Source organism: uncultured Aquincola sp., assembly GCF_964001545.1.
Classification (GTDB): domain Bacteria; phylum Pseudomonadota; class Gammaproteobacteria; order Burkholderiales; family Burkholderiaceae_C; genus Aquincola.
Window position 1 is genome coordinate 1 of the sequence record NZ_CAXFDV010000172.1, and the last position, 13,189, is coordinate 13,189.

Consider the following 13,189-nt stretch of genomic DNA (forward strand, 5'->3'; position numbering starts at 1 on the left):
TGCGCCGCGATGGCCGGCGGCTGCAGGCAGGCGGCATCGGCCCGCGGGCAGCGCGGGCGGAAAGCGCAGCCCGCCGGCAGGTGCAGCAGCGAAGGCGTCATGCCCGGGATCTGCCGCAGCAGCGTGCCGTGCGTCTGCCGCGTGGGAATGGAGTCGATCAAGCCTTGCGTGTAGGGGTGGGTGGGGCTGCCGATCACCTGGCGGGCGCTGCCGGCTTCGACGATGCGGCCGGCATACATCACCGCGATGCGGTCGGCCAGGCCCGAGATCACCGCCAGGTCGTGGGTGATCCACACCAGCGCGGTGCCGGTCTCGCGGCAGAGCTTCTGCACCTCGTACAGGATCTGCGCCTGGATGGTGACGTCCAGCGCGGTGGTGGGTTCGTCGGCGATGATGAGCCGCGGCTGGTTGAGCAGCGCGATGGCAATCGCCACCCGTTGCCGCATGCCGCCCGACAGCTGGTGCGGGTAGGCCAGCAGCCGCTCGTCGGGCGCCGCGATGCCCACGCGGGCCAGCGCCTCGCGCGCCCGGGCGCGGGCGGCGGCTTCGCTCACCTTCTCGTGCGCCTGGATGGCTTCGATCATCTGCGTGTCCACCCGCAGCACGGGGTTGAGCGTCATCATCGGGTCCTGGAAGATCATCGCGATCTCCTTGCCGCGCACCTGCTGCAGCCGGCGCTCGCCGGCCCGGGCCAGGTCTTCGCCGCGGTAGCGGATGCGGCCTTCGACGATGCGGCCGGGCGGGTCGATCAGGCCGATGACCGAAAAGCCGGTGATGCTCTTGCCCGAGCCCGATTCGCCGACCAGGCCCAGGATCTCGCCGGCATTGACCTGCAGGTCCACCCCGTCCACCGCCTTGACCACGCCACCGTGGGTGAAGAAGTGGGTCTTCAGGCCTTCGATCTGCAGCACCGGTTCGGCCGCGGTGTTCATGGAGGTGGCCATCAGTGTGCGTTGTGCGGGTTGAGCACGTCTCGCAGGTGGTCGCCCACCAGGTTGATGCCGATGATGCTGAGCGCCAGCGCGATGCCGGGGAAGAACGAGATCCAGTAATGCCCCGACAGCAAAAACTCGAAGCCATTGGCGATGAGCATGCCGAGCGAGGGCTCCGTCACCGGCACGCCCACGCCCAGGAACGAGAGCGTGGACTCCAGCGCGATGGCATGCGCCAGATCGATGGTGGCGATGACGATGAGCGGTGGCATGCAGTTGGGCAGCATGTGGCGCAGCAGCACCCGGCGCCAGCCCAGCGACATGCACTGCGCGGCCTCCACGTATTCCTTGCCGCGCTCCACCAGCGCCGCGCCGCGCGCCGCGCGGGCGAAGTAGGCCCACTGCACGATGATGAGGGCGATGATGACCTTGTCCACGCCCTTGCCCAGCACCGCCAGCAGGATGAGCGCCACCAGGATGGCCGGGAACGACAGCTGGATGTCGACGATCCGCATCACCAGCGCATCGATCCAGCCGCCGAAGTAAGCCGCCGCCAGCCCGGCCACGCTGCCGATGGCCAGCGCCGCGGCCACCGACACGCCACTGACCAGCAGGCTGGTGCGCAGCCCGTACAAGATGGCCGACAGCAGGTCGCGCGCCTGGCCGTCGGTGCCCAGCCAGTAGGTCAAGGCACCATCGCCGCTGGGGCTGCCCGGCGGCAGCTTGGAATCGAAGATGTCCAGCTTGCCAATGTCGTAGGGGTTCTGCGGCGAGATCCACGGCGCCAGCAGCGCCGCACCCACCGCCAGCACCAGCAGCGCCAGGCCCAGCATCGCCAGCTTGCTGGCCATGAACTCGCGGCGCAGCCGCTGCCACGGGGTTTCGGGCGGCGGCAGCGCCGTGGCCGATGCGGTTTGAAGCGTGGTGTCCGTCATGCCTTGCCAGCCTCCAGCCGCACCCGCGGGTCCAGCACCGAATACAGGATGTCCACCACCAGGTTCAGCATCACCAGGAAAAACACGATCAGGATCAGGTAGGCCACCACCACCGGACGGTCCAGCGTGATGATGGAGTCGAGCAGCAGCTTGCCCATGCCGGGCCAGGCGAAGATGGTTTCCGTGACCACCGCAAAGGCCACCACCTGGCCGAATTCCAGCCCGCCCACGGTGACGATGGGAATCAGGATGTTCTTGAGCAGGTGCACCCGCAGGATGCGGCTCCAGGCCAGGCCCTTGGCCCGTGCGAACTTGATGTAGTCCATCGGCAGCGCCTCGCGCGTGGCGGCGCGGGTGACGCGGATGATGAGCGCCGCCTTGGTCACGGCAATGGTCAGCGCCGGCAGCCCCAGGCGCTGCCAGCCGTCGAGTGTGAGCACGCTGAGGTCCAGCGGGCCCACCATCACCGTGCGGCCGCGGCCGCTGGCCGGCAGCCAGCCCAGCGTCACGGCAAACACCATGATGAACATCAGCCCCACCCAGAAGCCGGGCAGCGAAAAGCCCAGCACCGAGCCGGTCATGATCGCGCGGCTGCTGACCGCCTGCGGCTTGAGCCCCGCCCAGATGCCCAGCGGAATGCCCACCAGCAGCGCGAGTGCCATCGACACGACGGCCAGCTCCAGCGTGGCGGGCATGCGCTCGAGGATGAGCCCCATCGCCGGCTGCCCGGTGAGAAAGCTCTTGCCGAAATCCAGCCGCAGCGCATGCGACATGAAGATCGAATACTGCTGCCACAGCGGCTTGTCGAGCCCGAACGACTGGCGGATGGCATCACGCTCGAGCTCCGTCGCCTCGGGGCTGGCCATCATCGAGACCGGATCGCCCACCACGTAAAGGCCGACGAAGACCAGGCCCGACATCACGGCCATGACCAGCACCGCCTGCATCAGGCGGCGGATGATGTACGCCAGCATGAAAACTGCGCCTGCGCGGGCCGGCTTACTTGGCCGGCGTCACGTACTGCACCATGGTCATCTGGTCGGAGCGGCCCACCATCGTCAGGCCCTTTTTCATCGCCCACACCGAGTGCTCAAAGTGCACCGGCAGCATCGCGAAGTCGGCCATCGCCAGCTCGCTGGCCTTGGCCAAGAGGGCGCTGCGCTTGCCGGCGTCCATCACCGCGGCCGAGGCATCGACCAGGCGGTCCATCTCGGGGTTGGAATAGCGGCTGCGGTTGGTGGTGCCCAGGCCTTTTTCCTTGTTGGGCGTGACCAGCAGCGCATTGAGCGTGTTCGACATCTCGCCGGTGGACGTGCTCCAGCCGGCCAGGTAGGCGCTGTAGGCATAGCTGTCGCGGTTCTTGAAGAACACCGGCGGCGCGTTGCTGTCGATGGTGGTCTTGACGCCGATGCGCGTCCACATCGCAGCCAGCGTCTGCGCCACTTTGCTGTCGTTGATGTAGCGGCCGTTGGGCGCGCCCAGCACCAGGTTGAAGCCGTTGGGGTAGCCGGCTTCCTTCAGCAGGGCCTTGGCGCGCTCGGGGTCGGGCTTGGCGGCCTGGGTGAGCTTGTCGCTGGCGCCTTCCATCGGGTAGGGCAGCAGCTGCGCGGCCGGAGTGGCCACGCCGCCCATGATGCGGTCGACCAGCGCCTTGCGGTCGATGGCCAGCGACAGCGCTTCACGCACCCGCTTGTCCAGCATCGGGTTCTTGGGCAGCGGCTTGCCATCGGGGCCGGTGATGCCGGGCGTCTGCTCGCCGTTCTGGTCCAGCGCCACGTAGATGATGCGGTTGGACGGCTTGGTGATGACGGTGAGCTTGGGGTCCTTCTGCAGCCGGGCCAGGTCGTCGGTGGGCGGGTCTTCCACCAGGTCCACGTCACCGGCCAGCAGCGCCGCCACGCGGGCCGCCGGGTTGGTGATGGGGCGGTAGATCACCCGGTCCCACGCGGGCTTGGGGCCCCAGTAGTGCGGGTTGCGCTCGAAGATGATTTCGCTGCCGCGCTTCCACGACACGAACTTGTAGGGGCCGGCGCCCACCAGGCCGTTCCCGGCGTTCAGCTCCGTCGTGGTCTTGCCTTCGGGCGCGGTACCGCTGGCAGCCTTGGCCGACAGGATGGGCAGGTTGGCCAGGTTGGTGGCCACCAGCGGGTAGGGCTTGGCGGTGGTGATGCGCACCGTCAGCGGATCGGGTGCTTCCACCTTGGTGATCTGCTGCAGGTAGACGGTGTAGGAAGACGGCGAGTTGGGCACCTTGGGCACGCGGTCGAAGGTGAACACCACGTCTTGTGCGGTCAGCGGCGTGCCGTCGGAGAACTTCAGGTTGGGCCGCAGCTTGAAGGTCCAGGTGGTGCCGTCCACCTTCCACGATTCGGCCAGGCAGGGCTTGGGCGCAGAGTCGGCGTCGGCGCAGGTCAGCGGGTCCAGCAGCGTTTGCGACAGCTGGATGTTGGGCGTGAGCGCGTGGTACTGCGGGTCCATCGAGCTGGGCTCGGTCTTCAGGGCCACCACCAGGTCGCGGGCGTGGAGGTTGAAGCTGGCGCCGGCCAGGGTGGCAGCGGCGAGGGCGGCGATGAGGGGCCGCAGGTGGCGCATGGGCATGGAAACTTCTGTCCGTGGCGAAGAGGAAGCCAGCGTATGCAATTCCCGCACCAAGCGGCATTCAGGTTTACCGCCATGGCGGCTTGCCCACCGGCGGCGCCAGGCAGGCACATCGGTTGCCCTGGTGCGCGCATGAAGCCACATGCCTATACATCTTCCGGCGCAGCGCCGCGGCCCCTGGGCGCGCGGGTGGTGGTGCTCACCGGCGCTTCCAGCGGCATCGGCCGTGCCACCGCGCTGGCGCTGGCCGAGCAGGGCGCCACGCTGGTGCTGGCCGCCCGCGACCGTGCGGCGCTCGAGTCGGTGGCCGGTGCCTGCGAAGGCCTGGGCGCCGACACCCTGGTGGTGCCCACCGACGTGACCGATGCAGCGGCCATGCGCGCGCTGGCCGATGCGGCGATCGAGCGCTACGGCGGCATCGACGTGTGGATCAACAACGCCGGCGTGGGCGTGGTGGGTCGCTTCGAGGACATTCCCATCGCCGTGCACCGCCGCGTGGTGGAAACCAATCTGATCGGCGAGATGAACGGTGCCCATGCGGTGCTGCCGTACTTCCGGCAGCAGCAGCGCGGCACCTTGATCAACATGGTGTCCATCGGCGCCTGGGCCCCCACGCCGTACGCCACCGCCTATGCAGCCAGCAAGTTCGCGCTGCGGGGCTTCAGCGAGTCGCTGCGCGCCGAACAGGCCGACCTGCCCGACGTGCACGTGTGCGAGGTGTATCCCACCTTCGTGGACACGCCGGGCTTTCAGAACGGCGGCAACTACACCGGCCGCCAGCTCAAGCCGCCGCCGCCGCTGCTCGATCCGCAGGACGTGGCGCAGGCCATCGTGGGCCTGGTGCAGCGCCCGCGCCCGACGGTGACGGTGGGCAGCGTGGCCTGGCCCTCACGCGTGGTGCATGCGCTGGTGCCGGGCCTGATGGGCCGCGTGGCCAAGCGCCTGTTCGACGCCGCGCTGCAGAACGCGGACCCGGCGCCCAGCACCAGCGGCAACCTGTTCGACCCCTCGCGCCGCCACACGGTGGCCGGTGGCTACCGCCAGCAGCGCGCGCAGTCCACCGTCAGCGCGCCGTCCGCCGCAGCCAGCGGCACCGCCGTGGCCATGGCCGTGGGCGCCGTGGCGGCCTGGCTGGTGTGGCGGCAGCGGCGCTGAGCCGCTTCACACCCTCGACACGCTGAACCGCCGCAGCTGCGCCCGCAGCTCGGCGATGTCCAGCGGCTTGCTCATGAAGCCGTCCATGCCGGCGCGGTGGCAGGCCAGACGGGCGTCGTCGGTGGCATCGGCGGTGGCCGCGATGATGGCCAGCGGCGGTATCTCGCCATGGCGCTGCAGCTCACGCAGGCGCAGCGTGGCGTCGATGCCCTTGAGCACCGGCATGTCCAGGTCCATCAGCACGATCTGCGGCCGTTTGATGCGGCACTGGCCCAGCGCATCCAGTCCGTCGTTGGCCGTGACCACCTCGTAGCCCAGCGCTTCCACCAGCGCGCGGCCTACCAGGCGGTTGATCTCGTTGTCGTCCACCAGCAGCACCAGCGGCCGGTCGGCCAGCTCCATTGCGCCGGTCAGCGGCGCGCCGCTGCGCGTGGCCTGGTCGGGGTGCGCCAGCGCCGCAAACCCCGCCAGCTCCAGCGGGCTGAAAGGGTACACCCGCAGCTCGAAGCTGCCATAGGCCTCGGGCGCGGCCAGGGTGGGCGAGCCGGCCATCACCGCCAGGATGCACTGCGTGGCGGCCGGCAGCGCGCGCTGCAGCGACAGCGCCGCGGCCGGGCGCATCAGCGGCGCTTCCACCACCACCAGCAGTGAAGGCGGCCGGGCGCCGGGCTCGGCGGCATGGCGCTCGGCTTCGGCGCAGTCGGCAAAGCGGTTGACGCGCCAGCCCAGCCGCTGCAGCCGGCGCAGCAGCCAGGCGGCTGGGACCTCGTCGCTGTCGATCAGCCAGGCCCGTGCGCCGGTGGCATCGGGCGCCTGGTTGCTGTCGTCCAGCATGGCCTGCGCAAAGCGCAGTTCGGCACGCAGCAAGATGCCCTCATGTGGGTCGAGCGTGAAGCGCACCGTGGCGCCGGTGTTGGGGCAGCGGCCGATGGCGGTCTGCACGCCTTCGCGGGCTGCGGCCTCGCCACCGGCTGCGGGCGCGGGCAGCAGGCCCAGCCGGTCCAGCACTTCGGCCATCTGCGCGGCGGGGCGCAGGGTGCCGGTGCCGGCGGCCTGCACAAGAGTGCTGCAGCCGCCTTCGGTGCGTATCACTGTCTCGGCCGTGAACAGCACGAAGCCGTCGGACAGCATGTCCACCGCGGCCAGCAGCAGCCGGTGCAGGCCGCAGTGCACCTCGATCGGCTCACTCTGCACCACCACCCCGGGGCCGCGGTAGTCGAACGAGAAGGACAGGTGCCTGGCCACCGGCAGCACCTGGCGCGCCGCACGGGTGAACAGCTCGCCCAGGTTGAAGGGCTGCAAGGCCCGCGGCGCCGCATCCTCGCGGCCCAGGGAGGCGATGGCGGCGATCAGCTGGTCCACGTCCAGCGGCTTGGCGAACACACGGTCGAACTGCCGGTCCAGCGCCTGCAGGCGGCTGCCGGCGCCGGGGTCGCCGGTGACGGCGATGCAGTAGGGCGGCGGATGGCCGGGCGCCTCGGCCGCCTGCTGGCGCAACCGGCGGGCCACTTCGATGCCGTCCATCCCGGGCATGTAGACGTCCAGCACCACGGCGTCGGGTCGCCAGGCCAGGGCACGTTCCAGGGCGGACTGGCCATCGAACACCGTCTCGATCTCGCACGGCAAGGACAGCGCAATCAGCTCGGCGGTGATCTCCGCCTGGTCCTGGCTGTCGTCAGCGATCAGGACGCGCAAACGACGCTCACCGTCCATCCCCATCCTTGGCCATCACCGGTTCCTCCATGCGGCGGCGCCGCAGCCATGGGGCGGGTGGGGCAAACGGCGCGCCTGCGGTGCACATCAATAACTCCGGAGCGGAACGGCGAGCCTATTTTCGGCCCATGCCGCCGGCCTTTGCAGGAATTGCCACCCGCCAGAACCCTTGTAGCTGTAACAAGTGGTGGCTGCGGTAGGCTGGCAGCCTTTTTGGATCGCTGCCTGCCCGTTGCCATGCCCCTGCACCTGACCACGCCCCTCATCGAATCAGACGCCTACGGGCGGCCCCAGCACCAGGTGTGGTTGAAGATGGAAGCCCTGCAGCCCTGCGGCAGCTTCAAGCTGCGCGGCGTGGGCCATGCCTGCGAGGCGGCTGCGGCGCGTGGGGCCACCCGGCTGCTGTCGTCTTCCGGCGGCAATGCCGGTCTGGCGGTGGCCTGGGCGGGCCGGCGCCTGGGCCTGCCGGTGACGGTGGTGGTGCCCGAGACCACGCTGCCGCAACCCAAGGCGCTGATCGCCCAGCAGGGTGCGCAGGTGGTGGTGCACGGCAGCAGCTGGATGGAAGCCAACGAGCACCTGATGCAGCTGCGCCAGCCCACCGACGCCTTCATCCACCCCTTCGACGACCCGCTGCTGTGGGAAGGGCACGCCAGCATGGTGGCCGAGGTGGCCGCTGCGGGGCTGAAGCCCGATGCGGTGCTGCTGTCGGTGGGCGGTGGCGGCCTGCTCAGCGGCGTGGTGCAGGGCCTGCAGGCCCAGGGCTGGCACGACGTGCCGGTGGTGGCGGTGGAAACCACCGGCGCCGCCTCGCTGGCCGCGGCCATGCAGGCCGGCGAACTGGTGACGCTGCCGGCCATCACCAGCGTGGCCACCTCGCTGGGCGCGCGGCGGGTGGCCGAGCAGGCGCTGGCCTGCACCCGTGCCCACCCGGTTCACTCGGCCGTGGTCACCGACCGCCAGGCGCTGCAGGCCTGCCTGCAGTTTGCCGACGACCACCGCGTGGTGGTCGAGCCCGCCTGCGGCGCCGCCCTGGCCCTGGCCATGACCGAGCCCGCGCTGCGCCCGCTGCCCGTGCTGCAGCAGGCGCAGCGCCTGCTGGTCATCGTGTGCGGCGGCGTGTGCACGCCGCATGCGGATCTGGTGAGGCTGTTGGCTGCGGCGGCCTGACCTGACTCAGGCCTGGCCCGCCTTCGCCCGCCAGAACGCAGTATCGAACAACTGCTCGGCGCCGCTGCGCTCGTTGCGCAGCCAGAACTGGCGGCCGTCGGGGCTGACGCGGCACAGCTCGCCCACGTGGCGGCCGGCGCTCACGCGCTGGCCCAGCGCATGGGCCGGAAAGCCCGGCTGGCCCGCCAGCTGCAGCAGCGGCTGCACCGGTCGTGCATCCCCGGCCAGTCGCAGCCGGTGCAGGATTGCGGCCAGCACCGGGTTGGCTTCGTCCGCGGGCGAGAGGAACACCACCACCTTGGCCTGCGCGCGGCTCAAGGCCACGTTGATCAGCCGGCGCGCCTCTTCGGTCTGCAAAAAGGGCTGGGCGCCATCGGCCGGGTCGAACAGCACCAGCGGCGCTTCGCTGCCCTGGGCGCGGTGCACGGTGCTCACCTTCAGCGCCTCGGGCAGGCCGCAGGCGCGCAGCCGCTGGCGGATCAGCGCCCGCTGCGCCCGAAAGGGCGTCAGCACGATCAGCTCGTGCGGCTGCCAGCCTTCGGCCAGGCCGCGCGCCACCAGGCCTGCGATGGCCTCGGCCGATTCGCGCCGCACCGGCCCGCGCTCGGTGGCCGACCAAGCGCCGTCGCGCCGGATGCGCTGCACATGCACCGCGGTGTCGGCGGGGATGTCGGCCAGCGCCCGCTGCCGCGCCGCCTGCCAGGTGGCTGAGGCCTTGGCATCGTCGGCCACGCGCAGCTGCCCGTCGTAGAACAGGTCGCTCACCAGTTCGCCGATGGGCGCGGCCATGCGCGATTGCTCGTCGAGCAGTGCGACGGCCGGCCCGCGTGGCGGCTTGTGCGCAAAGGCCGAGCGGCCCAGCCAGCGCTGCGCGCCGCGGTCGCTGCTGCGCAGCACCGGCGACAGCTGCTGCGGATCGCCCGCGAAGAGGCGCGCCCGGCCCAGCGGCATCAGCGCCAGCGCATGGGCCAGGCTCACCTGGCTGGCTTCGTCGAACACCAGCAGGTCGAAGGGCGGCTCGCCCTCGGCCGGTGCCAGCTCGCGCAGCGTCTTCAGCGTGAAGGCGGCGCGGGTGGTCGTCATGGTGGCCAGCCGGCAGCGGCGCAGCACCTGTAGCGAAGCGGCGCGCAAGGCATCGCGCAGCTTGCCCACACGGTCGGACCAGACCTGCAGCGCCGCCGCATCGCGGGCCGAGGGGCGCGCTGCCTCGGCCCGCGCCAGCTGGCCGATCAGGTCCTGGTCGTCGGTGGGAATCAGGTGCTCGCGGCCGGCGTAGGCAGCGGCGTCGAAGCGGGTGCCCAGGCGCTGCACGGTGCCGCGCCATTGCGGGCGGCGGCCCTTGTCCAGCGCCTTGTCCACCGCCACCGTGGCCAGGTCCACCGCATGGTTGGTGGTGGACAGCAGCAGCACCCGGGCCTGGGGCCGGGTGTCCAGATACTCGGCCAGCAGCACGCCCAGTGTGGTGGTCTTGCCGGTGCCCGGCGGCCCCCACAGGAAGGCGCTGCTGTGCCGCACCAGGCCCAGCGCCTGGCGCTGCGCCGGCCGCAGCCAGCGGAAGGGCGCGCCGGTGAGGGCGGGGCCGTCGTCCACCGGCTGCGGGTGGGTCAGGTCGGGCAGTGCGGCCAGCGCCTGCTCGGCCCAGGGCGTGTCCCACCAGGCATCGGCCACCGCATTCAGAAAGCGGGTGGGGTAGAGGCGTATCAGCGCGTCCGGCCCCGGTGGCGGCGCGCTGGCGTTCTGCAGCACCAGCTGGTCGTCTTCGGGCACCACGGCCAGCACGCTGGCGCCGCCCTTGACCGGCGCGCCCCACCAGGCCGAAGCGCCGTCCAGGCTGTCGTCCAGCAGCGCCTGGGCCGAAGCGTGGCCCGGCCGCTGACCCTCGGCATACACATAGCCGGGCTCCAGCGTCACCCGCCACAGCGGGCCGTCGCGCTCGCTGCGCTGCACCTTGAAGTCGTAGAACTCAGGCGTGGCGGCCAGCTCGGCTTGAAGGGCGGCGCGCAGGTCGGCAAGGCTCATGACGGCAAGGGCGGGGCGGTCGAACGGAACAGGGTTTTTGGGCGGGGGGCGGAGTTGACCATGTTTGGGCTGCACGCGCCGCGGCCTTGCGTTACAAACCGGATCCTGCTGCCAGCCCTGCCACCCCATGCGCGCCGCCCTCGACCGGTCGATCGCTTCTCCGCCGTTGCGGCCCACGCTGCCGCAGGCCATGGCCCTGCTGCGCCAGCCCAAGGTGGCGCTGGCCGTGCTGCTGGGCCTGGCCACCGGCATGCCGCCGGTGATGGTCACCGTCACGCTGGGCTTCTGGCTGCGCTCGGAGGGCATCGCGCTGGCGGCCATCGGTTATCTCAGCTGGGTGGGGCTGTTCTTCTCGTTCAAGTTCCTGTGGGCGCCGCTGGTCGATGCGCTGCGGCTGCCCTGGCTGGCCCGGCGGCTGGGCCATCGGCGCGCCTGGATGCTGCTGGGCCAGCTGGGGGTGATCGTCGGCATCCTGGGCATGGCGGCCACCGGGCCGGGTGGCGGGCTGGGCCTGTTCGCGGCCTGGGCCATGCTCACCGCGCTGGCCTCGGCCACGCAGGACATCGCGGTGGATGCCTGGCGCATCGAGAGCGCGGCCGATGGCGAGCAGGAGGTGATGGCCTCGGCCTACGTGCTGGGCGTGCGGCTGGGCTACTTCGCGGGCAACGTGCCCATCTTCGCCGCCTCGGCCGCGCTCGGCTGGCCGCTGGCCTATGCCTGCGCCGCGCTGGGCGGCCTGGCCGGACTGGCGGCGGTGGCCTGGGCGCGCGAGCCGGCGGCTGCGGTGCCGCTGCTCGGCGTCGCCGAGCGCACTGGCCTGGATGGCCTGCTGCAGGCGCTGTGGCGGCCGCTGCCGCTGTTCTGGCAGCAGCATGGCCGGGCCAGCCTGCTGCTGGTGGCGCTGCTGGCGCTGTACTTCGTGCCCGACGGGTTGATCAACGCGATGGTGGCGCCGTTGTACGCCGACCTGGGCTTCAACGCGCGGCAGATCGCGGTGGTGCGCGGCCTGTTCGGCTTTCCGGCGATGTTGCTGGGCGTGGTGGCGGCCGGCTGGCTGGGCCTGCGCTGGGGCAGCGTGGCGGCGCTGGCCACCGGGGTCAGCCTGGCGGCGCTGTCCAATGTGGGCTTTGCGTTGCTGGCCTGGTCGGGCGGGCTGCGCAGCGTGTGGGTGCCGGCCGCGATGTTCGAGGGCTTCAGCGCCGGGCTGGCCGCGGCCGCGATGGTGGCGCTGGCCAGCCGGCTCACGCACCGGCAGGCCACCGCGGCGCAGTTCGCGCTGCTGTCGTCGCTGATGACGCTGCTGCCCGGCCTGCTGGGCGGGCTGTCGGGCGCGGCGGTGGAGGCGCTGCAGGCCCGCGGCGGCCCGGCCCTGGACGCGTACGCCACCTGGTTCCTGCTCACCCCGCTGGCCGCGCTGCCGCCGCTGGTGCTGCTGGCGCTGTTGCGCCGGCAGGCCACCGGTGTGGATGACGCGCCCTGAGTGGCGCTGCACGCGCGGGCTTAGCATCGGCCCATGCCCATCCCCGTGCCACGGCCGCTTCCACGCCGCGCGCTGCTGCTGCAGTCGGTGCAGCAGTCGCTGCGGCTGGCCGGCTGGCTGGCGGGCCTGGGCCTGCTGCCGGCCGGGCTGCGGGCGCAAGGTCTGGAAGCTGTGCCGGTGGACGGGCGCCCGGCGTTCCAGGGCCGCTCGCTGGCGGCGGTGTTGCAGGCCCTGGGCAGTGCCGCGCCGCAGCCTGACGACGGCGTGGAGCTGGAAGTGCCCGACGTGGCCGACAACGGCGCGGTGGTGCCGGCGCGGCTGGCCAGCACGCTGCCGGGCGTCACCCGGCTGGCGCTGTTGATCGAGCGCAACCCCGCGATGCTGTGCGCGCTGTTCGAGCCCGGCCCGCGCGTGGAGCCCGACTTCAGCCTGCGGGTGAAGATGGCCGAATCGACCGACGTGTATGCGGTGGCCTGGCTGGCCGATGGCGGCGTGCGTTACGCCCGCCGCCACTGCACCGTGGTGCTGGGGGGCTGCGCATGAAGCGCGCAGGGGGTGGCCATGGCTGATGCGGTGCTGGTGCGCGCCCGCGCCACCGCCGATGGCCGCGCGGTGGTGCGGCTGCTGATGGCGCACGACATGGAAACCGGCCTGCGCCAGGACGCCAGCGGCCAGCGGGTGCCCGCCTGGTACATCACCGAGGTGGTGGTGACGCTGGCCGGCCAGCCGGTGCTGCAGGCCCAATGGGGCACCGCGGTATCGAAGAATCCCAGCCTGCAGTTCACGCTGCGCGGTGTGCAGCCGGGTGAGCGTGTACAGGTGGCATGGCTGGACAACCGCGGCCAGCGCGGTGAGGGGGAAGGTGTGGTGGCTTGAGGCGGGACTGAGAGCTTGGCCGGCCACCGGGCTCAGGCCCGCAGCCGCAGCGCCGCGATCACCAGCGCCAGCGCGGGCGACAGCTGGCGGCGCGATGGGTAGTACAGGTGGTAGCCGGGCAGGCGCGGCCACCAGTCTTCCAACACCGGTTGCAGCAGGCCAGCCTGCACATAGGGCTGGATCAGGTCTTCCGGCACGTAACACAGGCCGCGGTCGTCCAGCGCCGCCTGCAGCATCAGCAAGGTGTTGTTCAGCACCACCTGGCCGCCCACCTTCACTTGCAGTTGCCTGCCGCGTTTCTCGAACTCCCA

Annotated in this window: 12 protein-coding genes; 5 read left to right on the forward strand and 7 right to left on the reverse strand. The window is 71.3% G+C overall.

The features are described 5' to 3' along the window. The 4 genes from ABNT58_RS05895 to ABNT58_RS05910 form a co-directional block, all read right to left on the reverse strand. The coding region (locus ABNT58_RS05895) for an ABC transporter ATP-binding protein (protein ID WP_348752573.1) at nucleotides 1-944 on the reverse strand (944 nt) is incomplete at its 3' end. Next, nucleotides 944-1,867 carry an ABC transporter permease gene (locus tag ABNT58_RS05900; RefSeq protein WP_348752574.1) on the reverse strand — a complete coding sequence of 308 codons (924 nt, stop codon included), beginning with the start codon at nucleotides 1,865-1,867 and terminating at the stop codon, nucleotides 944-946. The genes ABNT58_RS05900 and ABNT58_RS05895, both read right to left, overlap by 1 nt. After that, a complete protein-coding gene (locus tag ABNT58_RS05905) occupies nucleotides 1,864-2,841 on the reverse strand; it encodes an ABC transporter permease (protein ID WP_348752575.1) in 978 nt (325 codons plus the stop codon). Before ABNT58_RS05905 ends, ABNT58_RS05900 begins: the two co-directional genes overlap by 4 nt. Before the next feature lie 25 nt (nucleotides 2,842-2,866). After that, on the reverse strand, nucleotides 2,867-4,465 hold the full coding sequence (locus ABNT58_RS05910; RefSeq protein WP_348752576.1) for an ABC transporter substrate-binding protein: 1,599 nt from the start codon (nucleotides 4,463-4,465) through the stop codon (nucleotides 2,867-2,869). Between the two features lie 132 nt (nucleotides 4,466-4,597). Here ABNT58_RS05910 and ABNT58_RS05915 point away from each other — a divergent pair, with 132 nt between their 5' ends. Beyond that, complete coding sequence (locus tag ABNT58_RS05915) at nucleotides 4,598-5,620, forward strand: SDR family oxidoreductase (protein WP_348752577.1); 1,023 nt, start codon at nucleotides 4,598-4,600, stop codon at nucleotides 5,618-5,620. Nucleotides 5,621-5,626: 6 nt separating this feature from the next. On the opposite strand, the gene ABNT58_RS05920 is transcribed toward ABNT58_RS05915, so the two are convergent. Beyond that, nucleotides 5,627-7,315, reverse strand: a complete 1,689-nt coding sequence (locus ABNT58_RS05920) for a response regulator (RefSeq protein ID WP_348752578.1) — start codon at nucleotides 7,313-7,315, stop codon at nucleotides 5,627-5,629. 255 nt (nucleotides 7,316-7,570) lie between these two features. Here ABNT58_RS05920 and ABNT58_RS05925 point away from each other — a divergent pair, with 255 nt between their 5' ends. Continuing rightward, a complete protein-coding gene (locus ABNT58_RS05925) occupies nucleotides 7,571-8,503 on the forward strand; it encodes a pyridoxal-phosphate dependent enzyme (protein WP_348752579.1) in 933 nt (310 codons plus the stop codon). A 6-nt stretch (nucleotides 8,504-8,509) separates the two neighbouring features. On the opposite strand, the gene ABNT58_RS05930 is transcribed toward ABNT58_RS05925, so the two are convergent. Continuing rightward, nucleotides 8,510-10,522 (reverse strand): AAA domain-containing protein, encoded by a 2,013-nt coding sequence (locus tag ABNT58_RS05930; protein ID WP_348752580.1) that lies wholly within the window; start codon nucleotides 10,520-10,522, stop codon nucleotides 8,510-8,512. Nucleotides 10,523-10,649: 127 nt separating this feature from the next. Here ABNT58_RS05930 and ABNT58_RS05935 point away from each other — a divergent pair, with 127 nt between their 5' ends. The 3 genes from ABNT58_RS05935 to soxZ are packed head-to-tail and all read left to right on the forward strand — an operon-like array spanning nucleotide 10,650 to nucleotide 12,878. Next, the gene (locus ABNT58_RS05935) at nucleotides 10,650-12,002 is read left to right on the forward strand and encodes an MFS transporter (RefSeq protein WP_348752581.1); all 1,353 of its coding nucleotides are present in this window, start codon (nucleotides 10,650-10,652) and stop codon (nucleotides 12,000-12,002) included. Nucleotides 12,003-12,035: 33 nt separating this feature from the next. Continuing rightward, a complete protein-coding gene (locus ABNT58_RS05940) occupies nucleotides 12,036-12,545 on the forward strand; it encodes a thiosulfate oxidation carrier protein SoxY (protein ID WP_348752582.1) in 510 nt (169 codons plus the stop codon). Between the two features lie 18 nt (nucleotides 12,546-12,563). Then, nucleotides 12,564-12,878 (forward strand): thiosulfate oxidation carrier complex protein SoxZ, encoded by a 315-nt coding sequence (gene soxZ, locus ABNT58_RS05945; protein ID WP_348752583.1) that lies wholly within the window; start codon nucleotides 12,564-12,566, stop codon nucleotides 12,876-12,878. 32 nt (nucleotides 12,879-12,910) lie between these two features. Here soxZ and ABNT58_RS05950 read toward each other — a convergent pair. Then, nucleotides 12,911-13,189 (reverse strand): LysR substrate-binding domain-containing protein (locus ABNT58_RS05950; RefSeq protein WP_348752584.1); only part of this gene is annotated, 279 nt, incomplete at its 5' end.